Annotated in this window: 25 protein-coding genes; 15 read left to right on the top strand and 10 right to left on the bottom strand. The window is 65.9% G+C overall.

Translation table 11 applies throughout. The annotated features are described in order from the left end of the window. Positions 1 to 35: 35 nt before the first annotated feature. A complete protein-coding gene (locus tag BKG60_RS15945; RefSeq protein ID WP_070944713.1) occupies positions 36 to 956 on the top strand; it encodes a TauD/TfdA dioxygenase family protein in 921 nt (306 codons plus the stop codon). A gap of 12 nt (positions 957 to 968) precedes the next feature. On the opposite strand, the gene BKG60_RS15940 is transcribed toward BKG60_RS15945, so the two are convergent. Both BKG60_RS15940 and BKG60_RS15935 read right to left on the bottom strand, forming a co-directional pair. Next, complete coding sequence (locus BKG60_RS15940) at positions 969 to 1262, bottom strand: hypothetical protein (RefSeq protein WP_070944611.1); 294 nt, start codon at positions 1260 to 1262, stop codon at positions 969 to 971. Positions 1263 to 1650: 388 nt separating this feature from the next. Beyond that, the gene (locus BKG60_RS15935) at positions 1651 to 2568 is read right to left on the bottom strand and encodes a DUF3616 domain-containing protein (RefSeq protein WP_070944612.1); all 918 of its coding nucleotides are present in this window, start codon (positions 2566 to 2568) and stop codon (positions 1651 to 1653) included. Between the two features lie 175 nt (positions 2569 to 2743). Between BKG60_RS15935 and BKG60_RS15930 the strand changes: the two genes are divergently transcribed. Together BKG60_RS15930 and BKG60_RS15925 are read left to right on the top strand one after the other, a co-directional pair. Further along, positions 2744 to 4159 (top strand): amino acid ABC transporter substrate-binding protein/permease, encoded by a 1416-nt coding sequence (locus BKG60_RS15930; protein ID WP_070944714.1) that lies wholly within the window; start codon positions 2744 to 2746, stop codon positions 4157 to 4159. Continuing rightward, the gene (locus tag BKG60_RS15925; RefSeq protein ID WP_070186229.1) at positions 4156 to 4929 is read left to right on the top strand and encodes an amino acid ABC transporter ATP-binding protein; all 774 of its coding nucleotides are present in this window, start codon (positions 4156 to 4158) and stop codon (positions 4927 to 4929) included. Before BKG60_RS15930 ends, BKG60_RS15925 begins: the two co-directional genes overlap by 4 nt. 1 nt (position 4930) lies before the next feature. Here BKG60_RS15925 and BKG60_RS15920 read toward each other — a convergent pair whose 3' ends face one another. Continuing rightward, the gene (locus BKG60_RS15920) at positions 4931 to 5533 is read right to left on the bottom strand and encodes a TetR/AcrR family transcriptional regulator (protein ID WP_070944613.1); all 603 of its coding nucleotides are present in this window, start codon (positions 5531 to 5533) and stop codon (positions 4931 to 4933) included. A 104-nt stretch (positions 5534 to 5637) separates the two neighbouring features. Here BKG60_RS15920 and BKG60_RS15915 point away from each other — a divergent pair, with 104 nt between their 5' ends. Beyond that, on the top strand, positions 5638 to 6537 hold the full coding sequence (locus BKG60_RS15915; RefSeq protein WP_070944614.1) for an alpha/beta fold hydrolase: 900 nt from the start codon (positions 5638 to 5640) through the stop codon (positions 6535 to 6537). Here BKG60_RS15915 and BKG60_RS15910 read toward each other — a convergent pair. Next, on the bottom strand, positions 6510 to 7205 hold the full coding sequence (locus BKG60_RS15910; RefSeq protein WP_207549557.1) for a DUF3060 domain-containing protein: 696 nt from the start codon (positions 7203 to 7205) through the stop codon (positions 6510 to 6512). The two genes, BKG60_RS15915 and BKG60_RS15910, sit on opposite strands and share 28 nt — an antisense overlap. 252 nt (positions 7206 to 7457) lie before the next feature. Between BKG60_RS15910 and BKG60_RS15905 the strand changes: the two genes are divergently transcribed. The 4 genes from BKG60_RS15905 to BKG60_RS15890 all read left to right on the top strand — a co-directional run bounded on the left by BKG60_RS15905 (position 7458) and on the right by BKG60_RS15890 (position 11670). Beyond that, positions 7458 to 8297: a peptidoglycan recognition protein family protein gene (locus BKG60_RS15905; protein ID WP_070944616.1), complete on the top strand. Its 840-nt coding sequence runs from the start codon at positions 7458 to 7460 to the stop codon at positions 8295 to 8297. Positions 8298 to 8591: 294 nt separating this feature from the next. Further along, positions 8592 to 9398, top strand: a complete 807-nt coding sequence (locus BKG60_RS15900; protein WP_070944617.1) for a class I SAM-dependent methyltransferase — start codon at positions 8592 to 8594, stop codon at positions 9396 to 9398. A gap of 58 nt (positions 9399 to 9456) precedes the next feature. Further along, a complete protein-coding gene (locus tag BKG60_RS15895) occupies positions 9457 to 10131 on the top strand; it encodes a helix-turn-helix transcriptional regulator (protein ID WP_070944715.1) in 675 nt (224 codons plus the stop codon). 447 nt (positions 10132 to 10578) lie between these two features. Then, the gene (locus BKG60_RS15890; protein WP_070944618.1) at positions 10579 to 11670 is read left to right on the top strand and encodes an MmpL3/TtfA transport complex stabilizer; all 1092 of its coding nucleotides are present in this window, start codon (positions 10579 to 10581) and stop codon (positions 11668 to 11670) included. Position 11671: 1 nt separating this feature from the next. On the opposite strand, the gene BKG60_RS15885 is transcribed toward BKG60_RS15890, so the two are convergent. Further along, a complete protein-coding gene (locus BKG60_RS15885; RefSeq protein ID WP_070944619.1) occupies positions 11672 to 12358 on the bottom strand; it encodes a response regulator in 687 nt (228 codons plus the stop codon). Beyond that, positions 12355 to 13911 carry a sensor histidine kinase gene (locus BKG60_RS15880; RefSeq protein WP_070944620.1) on the bottom strand — a complete coding sequence of 519 codons (1557 nt, stop codon included), beginning with the start codon at positions 13909 to 13911 and terminating at the stop codon, positions 12355 to 12357. Before BKG60_RS15880 ends, BKG60_RS15885 begins: the two co-directional genes overlap by 4 nt. 216 nt (positions 13912 to 14127) lie before the next feature. Here BKG60_RS15880 and BKG60_RS15875 point away from each other — a divergent pair, with 216 nt between their 5' ends. Together BKG60_RS15875 and BKG60_RS15870 are read left to right on the top strand one after the other, a co-directional pair. Beyond that, positions 14128 to 15477, top strand: coding sequence for a cation:dicarboxylate symporter family transporter (locus BKG60_RS15875; protein WP_070944716.1), 1350 nt, complete (start codon positions 14128 to 14130; stop codon positions 15475 to 15477). A gap of 119 nt (positions 15478 to 15596) precedes the next feature. Further along, the gene (locus tag BKG60_RS15870) at positions 15597 to 15911 is read left to right on the top strand and encodes a hypothetical protein (RefSeq protein WP_070186270.1); all 315 of its coding nucleotides are present in this window, start codon (positions 15597 to 15599) and stop codon (positions 15909 to 15911) included. A gap of 3 nt (positions 15912 to 15914) precedes the next feature. Here BKG60_RS15870 and BKG60_RS15865 read toward each other — a convergent pair whose 3' ends face one another. Beyond that, complete coding sequence (locus BKG60_RS15865; protein WP_070944621.1) at positions 15915 to 16220, bottom strand: hypothetical protein; 306 nt, start codon at positions 16218 to 16220, stop codon at positions 15915 to 15917. A 107-nt stretch (positions 16221 to 16327) separates the two neighbouring features. Here BKG60_RS15865 and BKG60_RS15860 point away from each other — a divergent pair, with 107 nt between their 5' ends. Next, on the top strand, positions 16328 to 17950 hold the full coding sequence (locus BKG60_RS15860; RefSeq protein WP_207549558.1) for a fatty acid--CoA ligase: 1623 nt from the start codon (positions 16328 to 16330) through the stop codon (positions 17948 to 17950). Between the two features lie 248 nt (positions 17951 to 18198). Here the strand turns inward: BKG60_RS15860 and BKG60_RS15855 are convergent, their stop codons facing one another. Beyond that, positions 18199 to 19389: a lipid-transfer protein gene (locus BKG60_RS15855; protein WP_070944622.1), complete on the bottom strand. Its 1191-nt coding sequence runs from the start codon at positions 19387 to 19389 to the stop codon at positions 18199 to 18201. A gap of 130 nt (positions 19390 to 19519) precedes the next feature. Here BKG60_RS15855 and BKG60_RS15850 point away from each other — a divergent pair, with 130 nt between their 5' ends. Continuing rightward, positions 19520 to 20563: an NAD(P)H-dependent amine dehydrogenase family protein gene (locus BKG60_RS15850; RefSeq protein WP_070944623.1), complete on the top strand. Its 1044-nt coding sequence runs from the start codon at positions 19520 to 19522 to the stop codon at positions 20561 to 20563. A gap of 60 nt (positions 20564 to 20623) precedes the next feature. On the opposite strand, the gene BKG60_RS15845 is transcribed toward BKG60_RS15850, so the two are convergent. Then, entirely contained in the window at positions 20624 to 21679 is a 1056-nt protein-coding gene (locus tag BKG60_RS15845; protein ID WP_070944624.1) for a zinc-binding dehydrogenase, read from the bottom strand. Positions 21680 to 21744: 65 nt separating this feature from the next. Here BKG60_RS15845 and BKG60_RS15840 point away from each other — a divergent pair, with 65 nt between their 5' ends. Beyond that, positions 21745 to 22599 (top strand): class II glutamine amidotransferase, encoded by an 855-nt coding sequence (locus BKG60_RS15840; protein WP_070944625.1) that lies wholly within the window; start codon positions 21745 to 21747, stop codon positions 22597 to 22599. A 19-nt stretch (positions 22600 to 22618) separates the two neighbouring features. Next, complete coding sequence (locus BKG60_RS15835) at positions 22619 to 23476, top strand: patatin-like phospholipase family protein (RefSeq protein WP_070944626.1); 858 nt, start codon at positions 22619 to 22621, stop codon at positions 23474 to 23476. A 3-nt stretch (positions 23477 to 23479) separates the two neighbouring features. On the opposite strand, the gene BKG60_RS15830 is transcribed toward BKG60_RS15835, so the two are convergent. Continuing rightward, entirely contained in the window at positions 23480 to 24517 is a 1038-nt protein-coding gene (locus tag BKG60_RS15830) for a patatin-like phospholipase family protein (protein WP_070186242.1), read from the bottom strand. A gap of 266 nt (positions 24518 to 24783) precedes the next feature. On the opposite strand from BKG60_RS15830, the gene BKG60_RS15825 reads away from it, so the two are divergent. After that, positions 24784 to 26055: a Glu/Leu/Phe/Val family dehydrogenase gene (locus BKG60_RS15825; RefSeq protein WP_070944627.1), complete on the top strand. Its 1272-nt coding sequence runs from the start codon at positions 24784 to 24786 to the stop codon at positions 26053 to 26055. Positions 26056 to 26104: the final 49 nt, after the last annotated feature.

Here is a 26104-nt window from a genome sequence, read left to right as displayed (position 1 = left end):
TGGTGTTCCGGCGCCCTGCCGCCCATGGTGTCGGGGTGTCCTCTCTACGTGTAGTGAAGCTCGGCGCCCACATCGGGGCCCGCATCGACGGAATCGACGTCAACGGCGACCTCCAGCCGGCCGCGGTGTCGTCGATCAACGACGCTCTTCTTGAGCACAAGGTTGTCTTCTTCCGTGGGCAACACCACCTCGACGACCACGGACAGCTGGCATTCGCCCGGTTGCTCGGTACCCCGACGAAAGCGCACCCGACGGTTACCTCGCGCGGCGACCGGATCCTGCCCATCGACTCCCGTTATGACAAAGCGAACAGTTGGCACACCGATGTGACGTTCATCGACCGCGTCCCGAAAGCCTCACTGCTGAGGGCGGTCGCGTTGCCGAACTACGGTGGCACCACGACGTGGGCATCGACCGAGGCGGCCTATGACCGGCTGCCGGAGCCGCTGCGCGCCCTGGTCGAGAATCTGTGGGCCGTGCACACCAACCAGTACGACTATGCGGCCGATTACGACGGGCGCCACGAGGAACCGGTCGAGGGCCACCGTCAGTACCGCGAAGAATTCGAGTCCGAATACTTCGAGACCGAACATCCGGTGGTGCGGGTCCATCCCGAAACAGGCAACAAAGTTCTGCTGCTCGGGCACTTCGTCAAGCAGTTCGTCGGCTTGGGTGCCGCCGAATCTGCCACCTTGTTCCAGCTGCTCCAGAACCGGGTCATCAAGCTGGAGAACACGATTCGATGGAATTGGGAACCAGGTGACCTGGCGATCTGGGACAACCGGGCGACCCAGCACTATGCAGTGGCCGATTACGGCGACCAGTTTCGTCGGTTGAGCCGCATAACCTTGGCCGGAGATGTGCCGGTCGACGTGCACGGCCGGCGCAGCCGGACTGTCGCCGGTGACGCGTCTCGCTACTCTGAGGTGGTCGCGCCGGTAGCGTTGGCGGGCTGACCGGGCATTCGTTCAGAGTCGATCCATTTCGCGCGCCATCAGGCTGTGCTCCAGATAGCTGCACCGCGGCGGGTAGTAGGTGGCGCGCCGCCGGTCGGCGAGGGTGTGCCAGTGTTCGGCGACCGATGCCACCGCCTGCGACATCATCGTGACGATGTTGTGGTGCGCGGGTGCGCCCGCTGCGGCGGCGGTGCTGAACAGCACCTGCTGTTCGGTGATGAGCACCGGCTCGTGCGAGTGCCGGACCGATGCGGAATTTCGTGCGGTTTCGCGCTTGACCGTGGAAACCGGGTGGAAAACGCTCATGTCGAAACTTCCTTCGAACCAAGCGCCGTACTGTCAGGCGCTCTGATGCACAGAACGTACGGCCGGTTGTGGCCACCCCTCACGCGTAGTGCACTACCTCTTTATGCGACGTATCGAACCGAACGTCCTTTTACAGCTCGGCTTCGGGAGACGGAAAAATGGACACCGGGATCGATTTGTAAACCCGGACACTCACTTTGCCATTGTCCGATGGCGGGCATCCGGGATCTTCCCTGTGCAAGGAAACATGTTCCCGTACACCGCAATTGGATGGCCGACCGGGTGGTCGGCGCACCCGCTGTACTCGCTCGACAACGTCTTGGACGTCAGATCCGCTCTGGTGCAAGCAAAATGGGGTGCGGCGCGCGCCGACCACCGAGCGTAGCTTCTACCCGATCACCGCATAGCCGCCACGATCGTCGACGATCAGGATCCGGCGCCCACCGTCGGTATAGAAAGCGGTGCAGCCCTCCGGCTTCATCGACCTTCGGAAGCGAGTCCCCGATACCTGCAGGGCTTCGGCGCCGCGGGTCCAGGTACACAGCGCGAACGGTTCACCTTTCTTGCTCAGCGACTTGCCGAGCAGGATCAGGAACTGACCGGAACGCTCGTCGTAAGAGATGTCGCGGATGCCCTGCAGCGCGTCCGAATGAGGAACGCGCACCGTTCGGGCGACCGGCTCACCCAGGCAGGCCGTGGTCCATCCGGGCCTGTCAGTGTGCACGGGCACCTCGATGATCGTCACCTGCCCGGGCTGCGCAGGCCCCCGCACACCGAACAGCAGTGCGCGTGCGCCGGGATCCCACGCCAAACCTTCGATGTTGAGCCCGCCGTCGTCGGGTTTGGAAGCGGCCGCCGCGACCAAGGCGGGCTGATGCGCCAGTAGCCAGGACCGGAAGCCTGTCATCGGTTCGGCCGGCAGGTCACCGGAGTCGGCGTAGCTGATCCGGACCAGTCCGTCATTGGGGTGGGAACCGGATGCAGACAGCGAGGAGGCTGCAATGAGGTGGATCCGGCCGTCAGCATCCATCCGGGCCAGCCCCTCGGGATCACCGAGCTGGCGCTTCGTCACACCCGTCAATTCACGCCGCTGGATCCGCCGCAGCTTGTCGTCGTCCCGATCCAGGATGAGATCGAAAACCGCTGTGCTGTCGTGATTGTCGATGAAGACAAAGCGATCGGGCGCCACCTGCACGACGCCGGAGGCGTTGAGCGCCTCCCCGTCATTGCGCTCACCGAAGGAATGCGACTTGATCTTTGCGTTGCTTTCGAACGGCTCCCGCGGCGTCTTGACGTGCTCGGCCATCAGTTGATGCTAAGCCGGAGCGGCCTGTCGGACCCCGGAAATCCCGGCCTGATCGTCGTCGCGGCGATAGCGTGAGGACTCGTCGTTTCATACCTGGATAGGAGACTGGACGATGAGAGCCGAATCCACGTCGGGTGAGGGCATCACCGGAGGCGTCCGGTCCCCGCAACGGCTGATGGCCGCCGTCGTGGCGTTGCTGGTCGGGCTGTTCGGGGCCGCGATGCTGGCCCCGGCCAGCGCTGCCGCCGAGGGCGAGACCTACGTCGTCGCCACCGACATCACCTTTGCGCCGTTCGAATTCCAGGATGCGGACGGGAAATTCGTCGGCATCGACATTGACCTCATCAACGAGATCGCGGCGAATCAGAATTTCAACATCACCGTCAAGCCGCTGGGCTTCGACGCCGCGCTGCAGGCCGTCCAGGCCAACCAGGCCGACGGCGTGATCGCCGGAATGTCGATTACCGACGAGCGCAAGAAAGTCTTCGACTTCTCCGACCCGTACTTCGAATCCGGCGTGCAGATGGCCGTGCTGGACACCAACGAGGACATCAAGTCCTACGCCGACCTCAAGGGCAAGCGGGTCGCGGTCAAGAACGGCACCGAGGGCGCCGAGTTCGCCGAGTCGATCAAGGACAAGTACGGCTTCCGGATCGTCTCGTTCGCCGATTCGGCGTCGATGTTCGAGGAAGTCAAGACGGGTAATTCCGTGGCGATCTTCGAGGACTACCCGGTGCTGAACTACGGCATCCAGCAAGGCAACGGGTTCAAGACCGTGACACCGAAGGAGAAGGGTTCCAGCTACGGCTTCGCGGTCAACAAGGGGCGCAACGCCGAGTTGTTGGAGAAGTTCAACGCGGGTCTGAAAGAACTCAAGGATTCCGGCCGCTACGACGAGATCATCGAGAAGTACCTCGGCGAGGGGGCATCGGACGCGGACAACTCGTTCTTCGGCCTGCTTGAGAGCACTTTCCCGTTCCTTATGGCCGGCCTGAAGATGACGATCATCCTGACGGTGGTGTCGATCGCCATCGCGCTGGTACTCGGCATCGTGTTCGGGCTCTTCCGGGTGTCGCGGTCGATCATCTTGCGGGCGATCGGCACCACCTACGTCGACATCTTCCGCGGCACACCGCTTCTGGTGCAGGCCTTTTTCATCTACTTCGGCATCCCGACCGCGCTCGGATTCCAGATGACGGCGCTGACCGCGGGCATCATCACGCTCTCGCTCAACGCCGGTGCCTACATGACCGAGATCGTCCGCGGCGGAATCCAGTCGGTGGACAAGGGGCAGATGGAGGCGGCCCGCAGCCTCGGTATCGGGTATCTGCCGACGATGCGCAAAGTCATTCTGCCGCAGGCGGTTCGCACCATGATTCCGTCGTACGTCAACCAGTTCGTCATCACCCTCAAGGACACCTCGATCCTGTCGGTGATCGGTATCGCCGAGCTGACCCAGACCGGACGGCTGATCATCGCCCGCAACTACCAGTCGTTCACCATGTGGCTGATCATCGGCATCATCTACTTCATCGTCATCATGGCGCTTACGAAGCTCTCCGACCGGCTCGAGAAACGGATGGTGAAATGACCCAGTTGGTACCGGAAGCCGCGGCCGCCGAGCCTGAGGGCACCGTCAAGATCCGCATCGAGGGCCTGAAGAAATCGTTCGGCGATCTGGTGGTGCTGGACGGCATCGACACCACGGTCAGCAAGGGCGAGGTGGTCTGTGTCATCGGGCCGTCGGGCTCGGGCAAGTCCACTTTCCTGCGGTGCCTGAACAAGCTCGAGGACATCACCGCCGGCAAGGTCACCGTCGACGGATTCGACCTCACCGACCGAAAAGTGGACCTGGACAAGGTGCGTCAGCACATCGGCATGGTGTTCCAGCACTTCAACCTGTTTCCGCACATGACGGTGATCGACAACGTGACGTTGGCGCCGCTGCTGACCAAGAAGATGGACAAGGGCGCTGCCGAGAAGCGGGCCATGGAATTGCTGACTCAGGTGGGCCTGGCAGAGAAGGCCAAGGTCAAACCGGCCACCTTGTCCGGTGGCCAGAAGCAGCGCGTCGCGATCGCCAGGGCCTTGGCGATGAATCCGTCGATCATGTTGTTCGACGAGGCCACCAGCGCACTGGATCCGGAGATGGTCGGTGATGTGCTGCAGGTACTGCGCGACCTGGCCGAGGGCGGCATGACGATGGTGGTGGTCACCCACGAGATGGGGTTTGCACGTGAGGTGGCCTCGCGAGTGATTTTCATGGCCGACGGCAACATCGTCGAAGACGACACTCCGGCCGAGGTGTTCGACAATCCCAAACACCCTCGGCTGCAAGAGTTTCTGTCGAAGGTGCTGTAGCTCAGCCCGTGAAGAGTCCGGCCACGATGGCCTGGGCCACCCGGCCGGCGTCGCGCCGGGCGGTTTTGGCGTCGTCGGCGGTCGCGATCAGCAGGGCCGCCTCGTCCAGCGCCCCGAGGATCATCGATGCGAGGGTGTCGGCCGGAAGGCCGGGCAGCTCACCGGCATCGACCGCGCTGCGGATGCCGTCGCGTAGGGCGCCGAGATAGTTGCGGTTGTCGATTTCGCGCATCTGGGCGAAACCGAGCGCGGCCGGTGCCTGCAGCACGCTGATCCGCGCCACCGTGGGATCCAAGCAGCCGTCCAGGAACTCCTCGATCCCGGCTTCCAGCTGTGCCCTGCTGGTGTCGTGCGCCAGCGCAGCCGGCAGGACCCGCGCGGCCAGCTCGCCTTCGACGTTCTCGTAGACCGCGCGGAAGACCGCCTCCTTGGTGGGGAAGTGGTAATACAGCGCGTTGCGCGTGACGGCTGCCACGCGGGCGATGTCCCCCGTGGAAACGGCTGCGTAGCCGCGTTCGACGAACAATGCGCGGGCCGCGGCGACCAGCGCCGCGCGGGTGGCTTCACTGCGCTGTTCTCGGCCGTCGCGTGCGTCTTCACTCACGGTGAAATTTTAACAAGCTGTATGTATTGATGTTCGGCGCTCGGTGTGTTTGCATACAGTCTGTATTAATTGTGTCCCGGTGCTCGTGGCGAGAGGACGTAACGATGCACGCACTCAGCTCCCGGAGCTTGGTCCAGCTGCCCTGCGGCCAGGTGGGCGTACGTGAACACGGCAACGGCCGGCCGGTTGTGCTGTTACACGGCCTGGCGGCCAACGGACTGGTCTGGCGGCACGTGGTGGACGGCCTCGCCGCGCAGTTCGGTGACCAGATCCGTTGCCTCGCTCCTGACCTGGCGCTGGGATCGCACAGCCCGGCGGTGCCGGGCGCCGACCTCACCCTGCCCGGCCTGGCCCGGACCGTCGTCGATCTGCTCGACGCGCTCGACATCGAGCAGGCCGTGTTGATCGGCAACGGTTACGGCGGCGACATCGCCCAGGTGGTCGCCGCGCGCTATCCGCAGCGGGTCGAGGCGCTGGTGCTCGTGGCGACCAACGCATTCGACTCCGACCCATGGCCGGTCAAGGTGCTGGCCCGGCTCACCTCGCTACCAGGAGCCAATGTGGTGCAGTCGAAGGCCATCGGACTGAAACCCGTACAACGGCTCCGGATCACCTACGGCGGCGCGACCAAACGACCCATCCCGGCCGACGTCATGGCGGAGTACCTGCGGCCACTGCGTTGTGATCCGTTGGTGCGAAATGATCTCCGGCGGTTCCTGGGCGGGCTGTCACCGGCGTACCTGGCCGAATACTCACCACAGCTGGCCGACTACGACAGGCCCGCACTGGTGGTCTGGCCGCGGGAGGAGCGCTACTTTCCGGCCGAGGGTGCACGCCGACTGGCCCAGACGCTGCCGCGGGCCACGCTGAAGCACATTGACGACTCCTATGCCTGGGTGCCCGAAGACAACCCGGCGCCGTTGGTCGCGCTGCTCTGCGAATTCCTCGGGTGTCCCCGGACCCCGGCCGGCTCCGGTCAGCCTCGCTCGACCACGTTGGACTGACCCGATTTACTCACGTCCGGTTCACCCGTGCGGTAGGTGACCCGGTTGTCGAATCCGGATACCCCGATGGTGTCGACGGATTCGACGGTGATGACGTTCTCGACGCCGGACACGGTGATCGCAGCGCAGTGACCCGTGATGTCCAATTCGTTCTCGATGCCGCTGACGATCACCGTGTTGTCCCGGCACTCGACAGTTCGGTGCTCGTTGATCCCCGAGACGATCAGGGTCTCTCCCGCCGGAACCTGGGTCGGCGCAGCGGATCCCGGGAGTGGCACGCCGCTGATGGTGGTCTGCCGGATGGTGGTCGACTGGGTGTCGCTGACCGTGCCGGAGGCCGAGTCTCCGGTGTCGGTCTCGTTGAACGCCAGGTAGGCCGTCACAATGCCGCCGACCACCAGCGCGGCCGCGAGTCCGCCGAACACCAGGAACAAGTGCATGCTGCCGGCGCTGCGCTGCGGGGCAGGCGGCGCCGGATACGGCTGGTAACCCGGCCAAGGCGCCGGAGGCCCGGGAGGTGGCGGCGGAAAGGTGTTCGCCTGTGTCCAGGGCTGGGTCGGGGGCGGGGCGGCCGGGCCCTCGGTTCCGAGTTCCGAGGTGCGAGCGGCATCGGCTAGCGGGCGCTCGAGTTCCCGGATGCGGGCCTCGGGGTCGTCCTTCGGGTCCATGCGCAGATGCTCGCACATCCGGCCTTCGATGGGGTGGAAAGAGTATTTGCCCGCCTCACCGGGTCCTTTGCTATCTCGTGTGGTCGCGAACCGCCGAGGGCTGCCGGTTGCAGGTGGGGTGCCGGCGAGCAAAGCGGTTGATGCATAACCGGTCTGACCGCTCTGCGGCATGCGACGTGGTGTCGGTTACTGCGCGTAGCCTGGTCTTCTCAGGTAGTTGCTGCACAGGAATGGAAAAGGAGCGGAATCTCAGTGCCTCAGACGGGACGATGGACCGGCGACCCGGTCTGGCTGGCCGACGTACTGCGGGCCGAAGGTATCGACCTCCTCGAGTATCCGGGCTGGCGCACGCGGGGGCATGGAGACTTCAAGGACATCCGCGGGGTCATGGTGCATCACACCGGGTCGGATACCGCGACGGCGGCGTCGATCGCCAACGGCCGCCCGGATCTTTCCGGCCCGCTGTCGCAGCTGCACATCGCGCGCGACGGCACGGTGACGGTGGTGGCACTCGGCGTGGCCTGGCATGCCGGCGTCGGCATGTACCCGTGGTTGCCGACGAACATGGGCAACTGGCACATGATCGGTATCGAATGCGCCAACAGCGGCACCAGTCCCACCGCGCCGCACCGTAGGAACTGGCCTGACGCACAGTATTTCGCGCTGGTGCGGTGTTGCGCTGCGATCAATCGGCGGCTGGCGCAGACCTCTGAACGCACCATCGGGCACAAGGAGTACGCGGGCCGAGCGCAAGGTAAATGGGATCCGGGCGCCATCGACATGGACCTCCTGCGTGCCGACATCCAGGCGCAGATCGGCGACATCACGCGTCCGGCGCCGACGCCGAGGCCCCCGGCTCCGGTCGGGCAGTACGCCAACGTGCTGATGTTCCGGCCGATGGAAGGACCCGAGGTCGCCCACTTGCAGCGCCGGCTCAAACACGCCTATGCCGCGTATGCGGGGGATCTCGAGGTGGACGGTGTGTTCGGCCCGAAGACCGAGGCCGCCGTCAAGGCGTTCCAGCGCCGTACTCGAGGGCTCAAGGTCGACGGCATCGTCGGTCCGGCCACCGCGGCCGCGCTGCGGCTCTGAGAGCACCGTCGGGCCAACTCACGCATTCGGTGTTCCGAGGCGAAGGTGTTGCCTTAGGCTAACCAAACTTCTACGGTTAACCGCATACTTCTCCTCTAAATTAAGGAACCGCTGATGAAGGGCCTCGTTGCTCTGGTCGCCGGCACCGCAGCCGTAGTGGGGTCTACGCCACCGGGCAGGGCATCGTCCTGAATCCGCCGCGGCTCAACTTCGCCCTGGCGTACACGTGCGCCCTGTTTTCCGTTGTCCTGCTGTGCAGTACGTCGTGCACAGCCTGTAGGGAGGGGTCCCGAAATGACAGGCAAGAACGATCTGCCGCTCGCGCGCCGATCCGACGGTGACCTGCCTGGGCACTGGCTGCTGGCCCGGCTGGGCAAGCGGGTGCTCCGACCGGGCGGACTGGAGCTGACGACAAGGTTGCTGGCCGCAGCCGGGATCAACGGAGCCGCCGTCGTCGAGTTCGGGCCCGGGCTCGGCCGCACCGCGACCGACATCGCGGCGCAGCAGCCCCGCTCCTACGTCGGTGTCGACGACAGCGCGACCACCTCCGCGCTGCTGAGGAAAGCGGTAGCCGCCACCGGCGGCCAACTGATCGCCGCCGGTGCCGCCGACACTGGTCTGCACGCCGGCTCAGCCGACGTCGTCGTCGGCGAGGCAATGCTGACCATGCAAGGGGACAAGGCCAAGCGGGCCATCGTCTGCGAAGCGTTTCGGGTACTGCGCCCCGGGGGGCGCTATGCAATTCACGAGTTGGGGTTGACACCCGACGGCTTGGACGAGGCGGTCAAGGACGACATACGGCATGAGATGGCCAGGGCCATCAAGGTCAACGCCCGGCCGTTGACCGTGGCCGAGTGGACCGAGCTGCTGACCAGCGCGGGCTTCGAGGTGTCGAGCGTCGATCGCGCGCCCATGGCGCTGCTACAACCGCGACGCGTGATCGCCGACGAAGGAGTGTTCGGCGCACTGCGGATCGTCGTGAACGTGCTGTCTCATCCGGCCGCCCGGAAACGCGTGCTGCACATGCGCAAAACCTTCAACCGCTACCGCGAGCAGCTCACTGCCGTGGCGATCGTTGCGGTGGTGCCCGACGCGGCCTAGGTGTCTCGAAATGGCAGCTGCGCCAGGGGTGGACGGCCCGCGCGTGCATGATGTGTACATGCCCCGGCATGGTGAACACGTCGAATCGGACCGGGCGGTCGGCCAACAGCGGCGGCGGGTCCTCGACCTGCTACGTGCCGCGGACAACCCCGTGGACGCTCGACAGATCGCCGAGGCGCTACAGATCCACGTCACGACAGCGCGGTTTCACTTGAGCACGCTGGAGAGCCAGGGTGTCATCCGGCGTGGTGACACGGATTCCGGAGCTGGGCGAGTGGGCCGCCCCCGGCTGACGTACGAGACCGTGCCGCGACTGGACTACGCCGACGTGGTAGCGCTGTTCGCGGCCCACCTGGGCGGTACCCCTGAGGAACGAGAGGCTCGCGCGCTACGGATCGGTGCAGACCTTGCCCACCAAGTGCGGGTGACACGACGCCGCGGCGAGACGTCGGTGGCAGATCTGGTGCTGGCTACCCTGGGTGAGCTGGGATTCGAGGCCCGCTCGGTGCTCACATCGTTCGGCGAGGTGTCCGTAGAGATCTGCACCTGTCCGCTGGCCGAGGTGGCGGTCGGCTCTCCGGAGGTGGTCCGAGGAATCCAGCAGGGCCTGATGCAAGAGGTTATTGACCTGAATGCCGAGGCCATCGGGGGCAGGTACGAAGTGTCGGTCCGGCCCGATGCGCGGCACGGGTCATGCGAGGTCAGCCTCCAGCTACAGCCGGTCGCGAACTAGTTTTTGGTCAGCGAACCATGGATTCGGCTCGGCTCAATTTTCACAGCGGTAACAGTTTTTGGGGATTGCCGCCAGTCGGCCAGGGGTTGACGCCGAGGAAAGTTTGCTGTCGTGGCGTGGTGTGATCTACCGCTCACTTTTGCCGGTGATGGTAAGAAATGCTATTGACGGCCACACTGATCGTGAAATGCGACACGTTCGGCGTGGACTGAGAAGTCCCTGGTAACACGCATTTAATCAAATGCGGACAAAAAGTAACGAGTCGATAACGAAGAATTTCTTAAGCGCATTCTGAGAGAGTGCTATCCACGGCCGGTTATTCGCTGCGAACTCGTCCAAAGCCTGTCGTATTCGTCGCTAGACTCAACGTAACCGCGCCACTCCCGGCGCAGATCGACCTGGAATCTAGAGCCGGTATAAGCCTTGCCGGCGGAGGTGCCGATAGCGATGGCAAACAACTTCCTGCGCGCGCTGAGTGAAGCGCTGCGCCCCGGCCGCAATGACCGCGCCATCGACGATACGGCCGCCCGCGGCGTCGCATTTGACGGTGCCCTCGACGACATCGACGTGGCCGGCCTGGCCGAGGTCGGGCGCGGGCCCATCGGTGACATCGCCGTCGACCCCGACCGCGAAACCGTCGTCGTCACCAACGCCGCGGCCCAGAGCCTGACCGTCATCAACCCCCACACCATGGGCCTGGTTGGTTCGGTCCGACTCGAAGGAGACCCATTCGCCGTCGTCGTCGCCGATGACCGCGCCTATGTCAGCGTCGCCACGGCCACTCACGACTCGATCGTGACCGTCGACACCATCACCGGTGCGGTGCTCAACGAATACCCGCTGGCCCTCAGCGTCACCGCCCTGGCCATCAGCCCCGACGGCAAGCGTGTGTTCGCCGGCCGCGCCGGTCACGAGCGCATCGACATCGCCGTCATCGACACCACCGCCGAGCGCGTCGGCGCGATCGACATCGCCACCGGCGAGGGCGTCAACCTGGACGCGCTGGAGATCGACTCGACCGGCAAGCGCCTGTACGTCGCGACCTCCGACCTCCGTGGCAGCCGGCTGGTCGTCGTCAACACCGAAACCGCGCAGGCGCAGGCCACAGTGTGGATCGGTGCCCCGATCCGCGACATCGCCATCGGCGACGGCGTCGCCTACGTGCTGACCTCCGATCTGGAGCATCGCGGTGTGATCCACACCGTCGACCTGACCGCCGGTGCAGTAGTGGATGCCGTCGAGGTCGGCGGTGCGCCCACGCTGCTGGTGCTCAGCCCCGACGCCACCCGCGCCTACCTGGTCGACTACGACCGCGTCATCGTGTGGTGCGCGCTGACCAACCAGATCCAGGGCAGTGTGGATGTGCACGCCCAGCCCGCCGCGGTCACTGTGCGCGACAACGGCACCCGGCTGTACATCGCCGACTACGAGGGCCAGGTCAACGTCTTCGACGTCGCCGAGTCCCTGTACTCGCAGCTGGCCTCGGTGGACGAGGTCGAGATGCAGCAGCTGCCTGCCCTTCAGGCAGCCGGCGCCTGAATCAGCGCCACCGGTAACGCGTGCGCGGCCGCCCGGCCTTGCCGTACTCCGTGCTACGGATGACGACGCCGTCGTCGGCCAAACGTTCGAGATAGCGCCACGCCGTCACCCGGGACACCCCGACCTGCTTGGCTGCCTCGTCAGCGGTCAGCCCGGCTGGATCGTCGCGCACCGCGGCGGCGATCTCCTCGGTGGTCTGCGGCGCCGCCCCTTTGGGTGTGGATTTGTCTGTCGCGATCCGCAGTTCGGCCAACGCCCGGTCTACCTCGGCCTGGCTGGCCGCATCCGTTCCCGACGGCAGCGCCTCGCGATAGCGGCGGTAGCGTTCCAGACGATCGCGAAAAGCCGCGAAGGTGAACGGTTTGAGCAGGTAGGCCAGGGCGCCGTGGGACACCGCGGCCCGCACCATCTCCAGGTCGCGTTCGGAGGTGATCGCGATGATGTCAGGCGCCGGCCGCAATCCGGAAAGGCCCGACGCCAACGAGATTCCGCTGGTATCGGGCAATCCGATGTCCAGCAACACCAGATCGACGGGGCGCTCAGACGCTGCCGCTGCGGCCGCGGCTCGCATCGCGTCCCGCCCGGTGTGTGCCACTGCCGTCACCGAAAACCCTTCCAGGCGACCGAGATAGACCTGGTGAGCCTCGGCGATCAACGGATCGTCTTCGACGATGAGGACCTGAATCATCGCGGCACCGTTGCCGTGACGACCGAACCGTACGTAAGGTCGGTGTGCAGCGTCCCGCCGTGCCGCTTGACCGTCTGCGCCACCAGGGCCAGACCCAGGCCGTGGCCGGACGCATCGGACTTCGTCGAATATCCGCGCTGCATGGCCTTTTCGAATGTGGACGCGTCCATACCCGGTCCGCTGTCGGCCACCCGGATCAACAACCCGTGCTCGTCCTGGCTCACCGTGACCTCGACCCACGGATCCTCGCGATCGCAGGCGTCCATCGCATTGTCGATCAGGTTACCCAGCACCGTCACCATCTCCTGCCCGGTGAGCACGGCATCGGCGGACAGCTGGGTTTCCTCGGTGACCGTCAACGCGATCCCGCGTTCGTTCGCCTGCGCGGTCTTGCCGAGCAGCAGGGCCACCAGAGCGGGTTCGCCGACGGCCACCGACAACCGGTCCACCAACTGTTGCGACAACTCCAACTCACTGGTGGCGAACCGGACGGCATCCTCCGGCCGACCCATCTCGACCATGGTGACCACGGTGTGCAGCGTGTTCGCCGACTCATGCGCCTGCGCCCGCAACGAGTCGGCCAACACCTGCAGCGAGCTGAGTTCGCCCAGAGCGCCCTGTAGCTCAGTGCGATCACGGATCGTGACCACCTCCGAACCAGCACCCGCGACACGAGACCGGTTGATCACCAGCACGCGGTCGCCGGTGACATGCAACTCGTCGCGAACACCAGGATCAGCGCTGCGCAGAAACTCCGGCAGGTCGCGCAGACGCACTGCTCCGGCCGACAGGCCGAGCAGTCGGCGCGCCTCGTCGTTGACCAGCGCCACGCCGTCACGATCGAGCACGATGAGCCCCTCGGACACCGAATGCAGGATCGCATCGTGGTGGTCGTACATGACCCGAAGTTCGTCAGGCCGCAGACCCCGCGTCTGGCGGAGCAGCCGTCGCCGGATGGCCCACCCGCCTGCCAGTGAAATACCCGATGCCCCAGCGGTTACCGCGGCGATCGCCGGAATCTGCCCGCGCCAGCGCTGCCCCAACGTCTGCTGGGTGATCCCCGCCGACACCAGGCCCACGACGCCTCCACCGCGGCCGCGCACCGGTGCGACCGCGCGCACCGACGGACCCAGCGTCCCCGTGTAGACCTCGCTGAAAGTCTCACCGCGCAACGCGGGCTCAACCGTGCCCAGGTAATGACCGCCGATCTGGCTGGGATCGGTGTGAGTGAATCGGATTCCGTCCGGCGCCATGATCGTGATGAACGCGATATCGGTGCTCGTGCGAACCGCCTCGGTCACCGGCTGCAAAACCTCTGTCGCACTACCGGATTCGATAGCCTCGGCGGTCGACGGGGAATCTGCCAGGGCCGTCGCGATTCCGATCACCTGTTGACGGGCAGCATCCTCGCCGTCGTGACGGGCATCCAACAGAGCCAGCGCCGTCCCGGCCAGCACGACCACCGCGATCACCAGGACCTGCAATGCGATGGCCTGCCCGGCGAGCGAGCGCGGCCAGGCCCCACCTGCCAATCGTCGCCACCAGCGCGTCACTGCACCTCCGGATTGTTCACGTGCGCACCACCAAAATAATGGCCCGGACCGGCCGGGCTGTCCCGATCATCGATTCAGGGTGCACTCGGCAGTCCCGCCGGTGATTCCCCGGCCGTCGGCAACGCCGCGTCTGAACACAATGAACAAAAACGTGACCCGGCTCACCATATGGTCGAAGGTGCTTGTTACAGCGCATTCGAACTGGAGGTCGTACCGATGAGCGTCACCGCTGAGCCGCAACCAGAGCCGGCGTCCACGCGTCGCGACCGCACGCACTGGCTCTACATCGCGGTCATCGCTGCCGTCGTCATCGGCGTGGTGGTCGGACTGGTGGCGCCAGAGGTCGGCAAGAGCGTCGGCGTGCTCGGCACCATGTTCGTCAACCTGATCAAGATGATGATCTCGCCGATCATCTTCTGCACCATCGTGCTGGGGATCGGATCGGTGCGTAAGGCCGCCACCGTCGGCAAGGTCGGCGGCCTGGCCTTCGGGTACTTCCTGGCGATGTCGACGATCGCCCTGGCCATCGGTCTCGTGGTCGGCAACCTGATCCACCCCGGCAGCGGCATGCATCTGTCGCAGGGTTCGGCGGGCAAGGGTGCCGAACTCGCGGAGAAGGCACACGAAGCCGGTGGGCTCATGGACTTCGTCCAGGGCATCATCCCCGAGACGCTGTTCTCGGCGCTGACGGCGGGAAGCGTGCTTCAGGCCTTGTTCGTGGCGCTGCTGGTGGGGTTCGCCCTGCAGGGCATGGGCAACTCCGGTGAACCGATCCTGCGCGGCATCGAGTACCTGCAGAAGCTTGTGTTCAAGGTGCTGATCATGATCCTGTGGCTGGCGCCCATCGGTGCCTTCGGCGCGATCGCCAACGTCGTCGGGCAGACCGGCTGGACTGCCGTCACCCAGCTGCTCACCCTGATGCTGGGCTTCTACGTGACCTGCGTGCTGTTCGTGTTCGGCATCCTCGGCATCCTGCTGCGCGCCGTGTCCGGGGTGTCCATCTTCAAGTTGGTGCGGTACCTGGCCCGCGAGTACCTTCTGATCTTCTCGACGTCCTCGTCGGAGTCGGCGCTGCCGCGGCTGATCGCCAAGATGGAGCATCTGGGCGTCGAGCGCAGCACGGTGGGTGTCGTTGTGCCGACCGGGTATTCGTTCAACCTCGACGGCACCGCGATATACCTGACCATGGCCGCGCTGTTCATCGCCGACGCGCTGCACGCGCCGATGTCCGTCGGGCAGCAGATCGGCCTGCTGGTGTTCATGATCGTCGCGTCCAAGGGAGCCGCAGGCGTGACCGGCGCCGGATTGGCCACACTGGCCGGGGGTCTGCAGGCACACCGCCCCGATCTGCTCGACGGGGTCGGCTTGATCGTCGGGATCGACCGGTTCATGTCCGAAGCCCGCGCGGTGACCAACTTCTCCGGCAACGCGGTGGCCACCCTGCTCGTCGGCTCGTGGACGCACACCGTGGACAAGACCAAAGTCGATGCGGTGCTGCGCGGCGACGATCCGTTCGACGAACTCACCATGGTCGACCACCAGGCCACGGCGCCCGCCCACGCCTAGCGGGTAGCTCCAGGCCCGGCCGGGCCTCTTGCGTTGAACCCGAAACCGTCCTCACCCGTAACAAGGGGCAGGACATCACCGAAAGAGTGAATGCGGGAAGCACGAAAGAAGACACGGCCATGTACGCATCGATCATCATGATGGCCGCGTCGGGGGCGGCGTTGGGAACCATTTTGGCGCCCGCCGGATCGGCATCTGCCGACTCGGCGGTCGAGACCATCGGGTTGCTGGAAGCCGAGGGCTACTACGTCAACATCGATCGGGTCGGCAGCGCACCACTCGATCAGTGCATCGTCACCAGCGTCCGTAACCCACAGACCCAGACCAAGCTGATCCGGGTCGAGCGGCTCGGCCACAACGGCAAGCGGGAATTCGACCTCGTGCCCGTGGTGGTGCGGAAAACCATCACGGTATCGCTGAACTGTTCGAAATGAGCCTCAGCGCTGGCAGTTGAGCGACACCGACACCGTGCGGCTGACCGACGGCACCAGGATGCGATCACCGCCCAGACCCGGCCCGACGTAGGGCACCAACTGGCCGACCTGTTGCGGGTTTCGCACGCTGGTGACAGTGCAGTGGTCCAGCGGCGCGGTGCCGATCTTGTCGATGGTGACGGTGTAGCCCTCGGACTGCAGGCGATTGATCGTCTCCTGCGCCGTTTCGGCCGAGGCTTCCGCGGACGACGCGCCGATTGCCCCGAACACAGCCACCGAGACTGCCATCAGGGACCATTTCATGCGCATCGGCACGTCCTTCCGTCGCTACCCGTCCATCTTCCCTTACATACATCGTTCGAGGAATTCGAATCGTTCCCGCCGGCGCCGGTCGCCGAGCGCATACCATCGCGCCCGTGAAGAGCACGATGCAGAACTGGCCGTTGACGATCACCGCGATCCTGCGACACGCCTGCGGTGTCAACGGGGACCGGACCGTGACCACCGCCTGCGGCCAGGGCCGCTACCGCAAGATCAGCTACCGGGAGCTGGGCGGGCAGGCAGCCCAACTGGCGCACGCCTTGCGAGGGCTCGGCGTCGACGGAGACCAGCGCGTCGGCACGTTCATGTGGAACAACACCGAACACCTGGCCGCCTACCTCGCGGTGCCCGCCATGGGCGCGGTGCTGCACACCCTGAACATCCGGCTCTCGCCCGAGCAGATCGCCTACATCGCCAACGAGGCCGCCGACAGCGTCGTGATCGCCGATGCCTCCCTGGTGCCGCTGCTGGCCCCGGTGCTGCCGCTGCTGGAGACCGTGCACACCGTCATCGTGGTCGGCGACGGCGACGTGGGCGCGTTGACAGGCGCGACCGTGCTGCGCTGGGATGAGCTGCTGGCCACCAAGCCCACCGAGTTCGACTGGCCGGAAATCGACGAAAACTCCGCGGCGGCAATGTGTTACACCAGCGGCACGACCGGAAACCCGAAAGGTGTGGTGTACAGCCACCGCTCGAGCTACCTGCACGCGTTGAACACCTGCACGGCCAACGCGCTCGACGTCAGCTGCAGCGACTCGGTGCTGCCCATAGTGCCGATGTTCCACGCCAACGCGTGGGGGTTGCCGTATGCGGCCTTGATGGCCGGCGCCAACCTGGTGATGCCCGACCGGTTCATGGACGGCGCCTCGCTGATCGAGCTGATCGAATCGCAGCGTCCCACGTTGGCCGGAGCCGTGCCCACCATCTGGAACGACGTCGTGCACCGCCTGGAAAAGGAACCGGGACATGATGTTTCGTCGCTCAGACTTGTGGCGTGCGGTGGTTCGGCGGTGCCTTTGTCGCTGATGCAGGAGTTCCAGGAGCGGTACGGTGTGTACATCCAGCAGGCCTGGGGGATGACCGAAACCTCACCGCTGGCCACCGTCGCCAAGCCGCTGCCCGGGGTTTCCGAGGACCGTGCCTGGGAGATGCGGGTCAGCCAGGGCCGGCCGATGTGCGGCGTGGAGGTGCGCATCGTCGACGACGAAGGCGCCCCCCTGCCCGACGACGGCGACGCGGTCGGTGAACTGGAGGTGCGGGGGCCGTGGATCACCGGGTCCTACTACTTGGACCGCGACTCCGAGAAGTTCGACAGCGGATGGCTGCGCACCGGGGACGTTGGCGTGATCGACCCACAGGGGTACGTGACCCTGACCGACCGGGCCAAGGACGTCATCAAATCCGGCGGAGAGTGGATCTCCTCGGTGGAGCTGGAGAACCACCTCATCGCCCACCCGGCGGTGTTGGAGGCCGCCGTTGTCGGGGTGCCCGACGAGCGCTGGCAAGAACGCCCACTGGCCGTGGTGGTGCTGAACGAGGGGGCGTCCGCCGAACCCGCTGAACTACGGGAATTCTTGGCGGACAAGGTGGTTCGCTGGTGGCTGCCCGAGCGGTGGACGTTCATCGAGCAAGTGCCACGCACCAGTGTGGGCAAGTACGACAAGAAGACCATCCGAGCCCGTCACGCCGATGGTGACTATGAGGTGGTCACGCTCTAGCTCGACCCCGCCTGCCATCGCCCCGCGCTGCCACCGTCGTCCCGCCCCGCCACTGTCGCCCCGCCCCGCCACTGTCACGCCAGAGTGGCCGTCGAGCCCGAGCGCCACGCTGGCGTGACGCAACGTGCTGGGCCGTCTCCGCTGTGTCACACCAGAGCAGCTATCGACGTCGACAGCCACTCCAGTGTGACAACGGGTGGTGGACGACGGGTGGCAGGAGCTAGGCGCGCACCCATTCGCGGGAAGGGTTACCGCTCGGCGCGCTGGTAGGCCGTCACGACGGCCGCGCCGCCAAGTCCGATGTTGTGCTGCAGAGCTGCGCTGACCCCATCGACCTGACGCTTGTCGGCGGTGCCGCGCAACTGCCAGGTCAGCTCGGAACACTGGGCCAGGCCCGTCGCGCCCAAGGGGTGGCCCTTGGAGATCAGCCCGCCAGACGGGTTGACCACCCAGCGGCCGCCGTAGGTGGTGTCGTTGTCGTCGATCAACCGCGGCGCCTCACCCTCGGCGCACAGGCCCAGGGCTTCGTACAGCAGCAGTTCGTTGGCGGAGAAGCAGTCATGCAGCTCGATGACCTGGAAGTCCTCGGGGCCGAGGCCGGACTGCGCGTAGACCTGCTGGGCCGCTTGCACATTCATGTCATAGCCGATGATGTTGGCGGCGCTGCCGTCGAAGGTCGAGGTGAAGTCGGTGGTCATCGACTGCCCGACGATCTCGACCGCTTGGCCGGCCAGGCCGTGCTTGTCGACGAACGCCTCACTGGCCACGATCGCCGCACCCGACCCGTCGGAGGTGGGGGAGCACTGCAGCTTGGTCAGCGGATCGGAGATCATCTTGGCGGCCAAGATGTCGTCGAGGGTGTACTCGTCCTGGAACTGCGCATACGGGTTGTTCACCGAATGCTTGTGGTTCTTGTAGCCGATCTTCGCGAAGTGCTCGGCGGTGGTGCCGTACTTCTTCATGTGCTCGCGGCCGGCCGCGCCGAACATCCACGGTGCGACGGGGAAGGCGAACTCGTCGATTTCGGCCAGGGCCTTGACGTGGCGGCCCAGCGGGGACTCGCGGTCCTGCGCGCCGCCGCCCAGCGAGCCCGGCTGCATCTTCTCGAAGCCGAGGGCCATCGTGCAATCGGCCAGGCCGCCGCGAATCGCCTGTGCGGCAAGGTAAAGCGCGGTCGACCCCGTCGAACAGTTGTTGTTGACGTTGACGATCGGGATTCCCGTCATGCCCAGTTCGTAGAGTGCGCGCTGACCCGAGGTGGAATCACCCGAGCAGTACCCGACGTAACCCTGCTGCACCTGGTCATAAGAGATGCCCGCGTCCTCGAGGGCCTTGGTGCCGGACTCGCGCGCCATGTCCGGGTAGTCCCAACCCTCGCGACGTCCTGGTTTCTCGAATTTCGTCATCCCCACACCGACGACGAACACTTTGTTAGCCATGCAACGGAACATACTTCATTGCGAAATCGGGGCAACCCTCTTCAGCTGGAGTCGGTGTCACCGCCCTTCCGCTGAAGACGACGGTGGTGTAGACCAGTAGAACGTGTTCTAGTTCTGCCGAGGAGGGGTCTTGACGCTCAAGGTCGTGCAGTGGGCAACCGGTGGGGTCGGCGTGGCCGCGATCAAAGGTGTGCTGGAGCATCCCGAACTGGAACTCGTCGGCTGCTGGGTGCATTCGGACGCCAAGAACGGCAAGGATGTCGGCGAGATCATCGGCACCGAACCACTCGGCATCACGGCGACCAACAGTGCCGAGGAGATCCTGGCGCTGGATGCCGACGCGGTAATCTACTCGCCGCTGATCCCCAACCCTGACGAGGTGGCGGCGCTCCTGCGTTCGGGCAAGAACGTCGTCACTCCCGTCGGCTGGCTGTACCCCAGCGAGAAGCAGGCCGCGCCGATGCGGGCTGCCGCGCTTCAGGGCAATGCCACGTTGCACGGCACCGGCATCGCGCCTGGCGGGATCAGCGAGAAGTTCCCGCTGGTGTTTTCCGCGATGGCAACTGGTGTGAAGTTCGTTCGTGCCGAGGAGTTTTCGGACCTACGTACCTACGATGCGCCCGATGTGGTGCGCCACGTGATGGGGTTCGGCGGTACCCCCGACACCGCGTTGAGCGGCCCGATGCAGAAGATGCTCGACGGCGGTTTCATTCAGGCCGTCAAGATGGTGGTCGATCAGGTGGGCTTCCAGATCGACCCACGCATCCGCGCCAGCCAGGAGATCGCGGTCGCCACCGCGCCCATCGACTCGCCGATCGGCGTCATCGAGCCCGGGCAGGTCGCGGCGCGCAAGTTCCACTGGGAGGCCCTCGTCGACGGAGAGCCCGTCGTGCGGGTCACGGTGAATTGGCTGATGGGCGAGGAAAACCTCGATCCTGCATGGACTTTCGGCTCAGCTGGGCAGCGTTACGAGATGGAGGTCCGCGGCAACCCGGACTTCACGGTCATCATCAAGGGCTTCCAGTCCGAGGCCGGCGATGAAGGCCCGGAGTCCGGCGTCGTCGCCACCGCGGCGCATTGCGTCAACTCGGTGCCCGCGGTGTACGCCGCCGAGCCCGGCGTCGTCACGTACCCGGACCTGCCTCTCATCACAGGCAAAGCCCGCCGAAGCTGAGGTTGTGTGCGAGATTTTCGTGGAAACTCGCACACAACCTCAGATTCGGCGCACAACACCTCAGGGGCGCACCAGGATCCGGATCGGATTGCCTTCCTGGCGCTCCAGCTTGTCGATGCCCAGGGCGATGTCTTCCAGTGACACGATCTCGCTGATCGAGCGGGACAGGTCCAGCCGGCCCAGCGAAACCAGCGTGGCCAATGTCGAGATGTCGACGTTCTGGTAACCCAGGTGGCCGAGCACCTGCTTCTGAGTCAGGCCGAACATCGACGTCGGGCCGATGGTCGGTTCCTGGGCGCTCATTCCGACTGCGACCAAGCGGCCTCCGACGGTCAACTGACCCAACGCCTGCTCGAACGTCGACTTCAGCCCCACCGCGTCGAACGCCACGTCCAGCCCCCGGCCCCCGGTGACCTCGGCGATCTTCTCGCCGAGCTGCTCGTCAGCGGCGTCGAACGCATAATCGGCGCCGAGTGACAGGGCACGTTCGAGCACCTCGGGTTTGATGTCGACGGCCACCACCGGCACGGCACCTACCAGCCGGGCCAGCTGTGCGATGTGCGTGCCGACCCCGCCCAGCCCCCACACTCCGACCGACTCCCCGATGCCGACCTTGCCGGTGCGCACCACGGCGCCGTACGGCGTCGAGACCGCATCGGCCAGGATCGCGGCCTGCTCCAGCGGCACGTTGTCGGGCACCCGGGTGAGTCCGACCGCCTGAGCCAGCGTGTATTCGGCCCACGCCCCGTCATAGGCGAAGGCCATCAACTGGATTCGCATGCAGTTGGCGATGTCGCCGCGCCGGCAGTTGGGGCATTGCAGACACGGCCGGCCGGCCGCGACGATGACGCGGTCGCCCTCGGCCCAGCCGGTGACACCCGGGCCCAGCTTGGCGATGGTGCCCGAGGCCTCGTGACCTTGCGTGACCACCGGGGCCTGCGCGGGGAAGGTGCCGTTGATCAGGCTCAGGTCGGAATGGCAGATGCCGCAGAACGCCACCTTGACCAGCACCTCGCCAGGACCGGGCTCGGGTATCGGAACATCTTCCACTGCAACGCGTTTGGTGTCGGCATAGAAGCGTTCCGCCCGCATGGTGGGCCCAACATCGGCGGTCATGGCATCCCCTTCGTCTCCCCGGCTACTATCGGAAATCATGGCACTTCATCGGGTGTGTTGAGGCGATGTGCCGATTGTTCGGTCTGCACGCCGGCCGCCGACTGGTGCCGGCGACCTTCTGGCTGCTCGATGCTCCGGACAACCTCGCTGAGCAGAGCCGGCGCAACCCCGATGGCACCGGGCTGGGGGTATTCGGGCCCGACGGTCTGGCCGTGGTGCACAAGGAGCCGGTAGCGGCGTGGCAGGATTCCGAATTCGCCACGGAGGCACACGATGTCACTGCCACGACATTCATCGCCCATGTTCGTTACGCCTCGACGGGCGCGCTGGATCCGGGCAACACCCATCCGTTCGTCCAGGACGGCCGGATCTTTGCGCACAACGGCGTCGTCGAAGGTCTGGACGTGCTCGACGACCGAATCCGTGAGCTTGGGGTGGCAGAGCTCGTCCAAGGCCAGACCGATTCCGAGCGCGTGTTCGCGCTCATCACCGCGGCCGTGCGGGCGCGCGCCGGCGACATCGGTGCGGGCATCGTGGACGCCGTCGGCTGGCTGGCCGACAACGTAGGGATCTACGCGGTCAATCTCCTGCTCAGCACCGCCACCGACATGTGGGCGCTGCGCTACCCCGACACTCACGACCTGTACGTGCTCGACCGCAGACATCCGTCACAGCGGCGCCTGCGCCTGCGCAGCGCGCGGATCCGCGCCGAGTCGGAACAGCTGACCACGCAGCCGTCGGTGGTGTTCGCCAGCGAGCCGATGGACGGTGAGGACTGGCGGCCCATCGCCCCCGGTGAGCTGGTACATGTCGACGCGAACCTGGAGATCAACCCTCAGCGGGCATTTCCGGAGCCGCCGCGCCACCTGCTGCGCCGCGAGGATCTGAGCGCCAAGGCTGCGGCGTCGCAGCACGGGTAGCCTGGCACACTCGACGTTCGTGACTTCCAAACGTGCACTGGTGCTCGCCGGTGGAGGTATCGCAGGCATCGCCTGGGAAACCGGCATCCTGCAGGGCATCGCCGACGAATCTCCTGAAACTGCCGGCGCGCTGCTGGACTCCGACGTGCTGGTGGGCACGTCGGCGGGTTCGACGGTGTCCGCGCAGCTCAGCAGCGGCCTGCGGCTGGAGGAACTGTTCGAGCGCCAGGTCGGTGCCGTATCGGCCGAACTCGACCCCGACGTCAGCATCGACAGCGTCACCGACCTGTTCGTCAAGGCCATGCTGACGCCCAACACCACCAAAGCGCAGAAGCTGCAAGGCATCGGCGCGGTGGCAGCGAGCACCGCCACCATCGACCCGGCGGTGCGGCGCAAGGTGATCGAACAGCGTCTGCCGTCGCACGACTGGCCCGACCGGGTGCTGCGGATCTCGGCGATCGACATCGACACCGGCGAACTGGTGACGCTGGACCGAGACTCCGGGGTGTCGCTGGTCGACGCGGTTGCCGCCAGCTGTGCGGTGCCCGCCGTGTGGCCGGTCGTGACGATCGGCGGCCGACGCTTCATGGACGGCGGCATCGGCAGCGCGGTCAACATGGTGCTGGCGGCCGACTGTGACACCGCGGTCGCCCTGGTGCCGCAGGGCCGCTCGACACCGTCCCCGTTCGGTACCGGCGCGGCCGAGGAGGTCGACGGCTTCGACGGACGCTCCTTGGGGATCTTCGCCGACGATGACGCCCTTGCCGCGTTCGGCAAGAATCCGCTCGACCCGGCGTGCCGGGTGCCTTCGGCCCAGGCCGGACGCGCGCAAGGCCGCAGGGTGGCGGCCGAGGTCGCCGCGTTCCTGGCGGGCTGACAATCAGCCGTCGAGCGCGCGGGCAGTCAGCTCTCGGCCGATGTCGATGACCTCGGCGGCCCGGTGGAATTCCAGGCTCCGGCACACCGTGCGCGGCACCTCGATGAGCAGGTCCGGCGGGTACGCCGCGAGCGTGTGCCGGGCCAGCGCGGCCTGCGCGATGTCGATGGTGCGGTTCATCACCTCGAAGCTGCCCAGCTTCGGCACGTCGGCCGGTTCGGGCACGTCAGGCACCTCGGGCACCGCTGGATCGGGGACGCCTACGGCGTCGTCCGGCACGTCAGCCTGATCGTCGTGCCCGGCCTCGTCGGACCCGGAACTGTCCTCGGGCGGCAGTGAGGCCCCGAACCGGCTCAACACCGCGCGAGCAGTCGGACGATCCAGCACGGACCGCACCGACGCCGTGTCCAGCACAGCCGATGTACTCCGCATCATCCGGTTGAGCCACTCGGTGGTCGGCCGCCGCTCGGGATCCTCGGGTGCGGCCGCGGTGCCCGGGTCACCGCCGGCCAGGCTGACCGCGATGGTGAGGTCGGCGTTGACCGCAGCGATCGGCGCCATGGGCAGCGGGTCGAGGATGCCGCCGTCACCGAGTAGCCGGCCATTGAGCACATGCGGGGCGATCACGCCGGGAATGGCGATCGACGCCCGGATCGCCGAGTCCAGCGCGCCATGCTGCAACCACACCGATTTGCCGGTGATCAGATCCGTCGCAACCGCGGTGTAAGGGATCGGCAGTTCTTCGATGGTGGCCTCGCCGATGATGTCGCGGACCGCATCGAGAATTTTCTCGGCGCGCAGGATCCCGGCCGCGGTGATCGACGGATCCAACAGCCGCAGCACGGCCCGCTGGGTCAAAGTCCGCGCCCAGTCAGCGAACTCATCGAGCGCACCGGCTGCGTGCAACCCGCCGACCAGCGCCCCCATCGATGACCCGGAAACCCCGACGACCTCGTAACCGCGATCCTGCAGCTCGTTGATCACCCCGATGTGCGCGTAGCCGCGAGCCCCACCACTGCCGAGGGCCAGAGCAACACGCATACGTCCATTGTGAAGCACGTGGGGGAGATGGTCGCCACCTCGCACCCGGACCTGGGCCCGACGGCAAGTCTTAGAACATGGTTTGAGACCCGCTCTGCATCCGCCGGGCGGCGGTGATGCCAATTAGCATCGGTACAAGGACATTTCGGCCTGGCCCGTTCCGCCGGCCGGCCGGGCAGTCATATCGCGAGCTGACCCGGATGCACCGTCGAAGTTCTGGGGATGCGCAGATCAGCGGCATCTGGTCAACCAACAGAAGGAGAATTTTGACCACGCTCGAACACACTGCGGCCGATTTCGCCCACCCGTTCGACGACGCACGTGCCCAACTCCGCGATGCCGTCACGATCCTGGGTTACGACGACGGAATGTACGAGCTGCTGGCCAGACCCCGCCGCGAGCTCACCGTGGCCGTTCCGCTGCATCGGGATTCCGGTGAGTTGGAACTGCTCATCGGACATCGGGTACAACACAACGTCTCTCGTGGCCCGGCGAAGGGCGGTTTGCGCTATTCCCTCGACGTCACACTCGACGAGGTTCGCGCCCTGGCAATGTGGATGACGTGGAAATGCGCACTGCTCGATGTGCCCTACGGCGGCGCGAAAGGCGGGATCCGCATTGATCCGCGTCAGTACAGCTGCGCCGAACTCGAACGCATCACCCGGCGCTACACCAGCGAGATCAGTCCGCTGATCGGGCCGGACCATGACATCCCCGCACCCGATGTCGGGACCGACGAGCAAACCATGGCCTGGATGATGGACACCTATTCCGTTCAGAAGGGGCACACCGTTCTCGGGGTCGCCACCGGTAAGCCGGTGAGCCTCGGCGGTTCTCTGGGCCGGGCGACGTCGACATCGCGCGGGGTCGTCCACATCGCGCTGGCTGCCCTGCGGTCTCGTGGCATCAAACCCGAGGGGGCCACCGCCGCGGTCCAGGGCTTCGGAAAGGTCGGCCGGCACGCGGCACTCTTTCTCGAGGCTGCCAGCGTGCGCGTCGTGGCGGTATCTGACGAGTACGGCGCCGTCAGCGCTGACTCCGGCCTCGACATCACGTCCTTGGCCGGTCATGTCGACGCCACCGGCTCGGTGGTCGGCTTCGCAGATGCCGACCCGATCGGCAACGAAGACTTGCTCTCGACGGAAGTCGATCTGCTGGTCCCCGCGGCCGTCGAAGGTGTGATCCACGCAGGTAACGCAGCGCAGATCAAGGCCACCGTTGTCGTCGAGGGGGCCAACGGGCCCACCACCCCTGAGGCGGATCGGCTACTCAACGACGCGGGAACGCTGGTGGTCCCCGACATCCTGGCCAATGCCGGCGGTGTCATCGTCTCGTACTTCGAGTGGGTACAAGCGAATCAGTCGTATTGGTGGGGGGTCGACCAAGTCGAGGCGCGGCTGGCCGAACGCATGCTGACTGCATGGGAACAGGTTTGCGCCCACGCCGAGAAACTGCGGCGACCGCTTCGCGCCGCCGCGACCTGCCTGGCCGTCGAACGGGTCGCGCACGCCGGCCGGCTACGCGGGCTTTACCCGTAACGCCCCTGGCTCTCCACGTCCTGTCACCACGGCCAGCGTTTCGCCATCC

It is taken from the genome of Mycobacterium syngnathidarum (assembly GCF_001942625.1).
GTDB lineage: Bacteria > Actinomycetota > Actinomycetes > Mycobacteriales > Mycobacteriaceae > Mycobacterium > Mycobacterium syngnathidarum.
The sequence above is the reverse complement of the archived record's forward strand: the minus strand, read 5'-3'. Positions and strand labels throughout refer to the sequence as shown.

Coding starts and splice junctions, on each gene's coding strand:
- BKG60_RS15940 (WP_070944611.1), bottom strand. CDS start 1,262: ATGAGCGTTTTCCACCCGGTTTCCACGGTCAAGCGCGAAACCGCACGA.
- BKG60_RS15935 (WP_070944612.1), bottom strand. CDS start 2,568: ATGGCCGAGCACGTCAAGACGCCGCGGGAGCCGTTCGAAAGCAACGCA.
- BKG60_RS15930 (WP_070944714.1), top strand. CDS start 2,744: ATGGCCGCCGTCGTGGCGTTGCTGGTCGGGCTGTTCGGGGCCGCGATG.
- BKG60_RS15925 (WP_070186229.1), top strand. CDS start 4,156: ATGACCCAGTTGGTACCGGAAGCCGCGGCCGCCGAGCCTGAGGGCACC.
- BKG60_RS15915 (WP_070944614.1), top strand. CDS start 5,638: ATGCACGCACTCAGCTCCCGGAGCTTGGTCCAGCTGCCCTGCGGCCAG.
- BKG60_RS15910 (WP_207549557.1), bottom strand. CDS start 7,205: ATGGACCCGAAGGACGACCCCGAGGCCCGCATCCGGGAACTCGAGCGC.
- BKG60_RS15900 (WP_070944617.1), top strand. CDS start 8,592: ATGACAGGCAAGAACGATCTGCCGCTCGCGCGCCGATCCGACGGTGAC.
- BKG60_RS15895 (WP_070944715.1), top strand. CDS start 9,457: ATGCCCCGGCATGGTGAACACGTCGAATCGGACCGGGCGGTCGGCCAA.
- BKG60_RS15890 (WP_070944618.1), top strand. CDS start 10,579: ATGGCAAACAACTTCCTGCGCGCGCTGAGTGAAGCGCTGCGCCCCGGC.
- BKG60_RS15885 (WP_070944619.1), bottom strand. CDS start 12,358: ATGATTCAGGTCCTCATCGTCGAAGACGATCCGTTGATCGCCGAGGCT.
- BKG60_RS15875 (WP_070944716.1), top strand. CDS start 14,128: ATGAGCGTCACCGCTGAGCCGCAACCAGAGCCGGCGTCCACGCGTCGC.
- BKG60_RS15870 (WP_070186270.1), top strand. CDS start 15,597: ATGTACGCATCGATCATCATGATGGCCGCGTCGGGGGCGGCGTTGGGA.
- BKG60_RS15865 (WP_070944621.1), bottom strand. CDS start 16,220: ATGCGCATGAAATGGTCCCTGATGGCAGTCTCGGTGGCTGTGTTCGGG.
- BKG60_RS15855 (WP_070944622.1), bottom strand. CDS start 19,389: ATGGCTAACAAAGTGTTCGTCGTCGGTGTGGGGATGACGAAATTCGAG.
- BKG60_RS15845 (WP_070944624.1), bottom strand. CDS start 21,679: ATGACCGCCGATGTTGGGCCCACCATGCGGGCGGAACGCTTCTATGCC.
- BKG60_RS15840 (WP_070944625.1), top strand. CDS start 21,745: ATGTGCCGATTGTTCGGTCTGCACGCCGGCCGCCGACTGGTGCCGGCG.
- BKG60_RS15830 (WP_070186242.1), bottom strand. CDS start 24,517: ATGCGTGTTGCTCTGGCCCTCGGCAGTGGTGGGGCTCGCGGCTACGCG.